Annotated in this window: 1 protein-coding gene; it reads right to left on the reverse strand. The window is 69.2% G+C overall.

Annotation, left to right across the window (positions count from 1 at the left end; translation table 11 throughout):
- On the reverse strand, positions 1 to 277 hold a 277-nt coding region (locus SZ63_RS12305; RefSeq protein ID WP_156168501.1), incomplete at its 3' end, for a hypothetical protein.
- Positions 278 to 383 lie beyond the last annotated feature (106 nt).

A 383-nucleotide genomic window follows, 5' to 3' on the forward strand; every position in this document is an offset into this window, starting at 1 on the left:
CCTGTTCCGCCTCGCCGTCACGCCCCAGGCGAACGGCGCTTTCGCCGCGCAGCCAGTCGGCGGTCGCAAGCGCCAGGGTACGCTGGCGCGGATCGGACATGATCGCAGCAGCCCGGCGCGCCGCCTCCGCGTTCCGAAGGGCGAGTGCCGGATCGCGCAGCATCTCGGCTTTCGCCTGGTCGATTGCTCTTGCATAAAGGGGCGGCAGGGCGGGTGCGATCTCCGCCCCACGGGCTTCCATGCCCGTCAGCAATATCGCCAGTGCGACCAGCGCCAACCTAACCGCGCGCACGGGTCACCAACCGGGCCAGCGAAGTCGGCCGGGCGAGTTCGGTCATGGCCTGATACGCCTGTTCGTCCAGGAACTGGATCAGCGCCTCCAG

This window comes from Methanoculleus sediminis (assembly GCF_001017125.1).
GTDB classification, from domain to species: Archaea; Halobacteriota; Methanomicrobia; order Methanomicrobiales; family Methanoculleaceae; genus Methanoculleus; species Methanoculleus sediminis.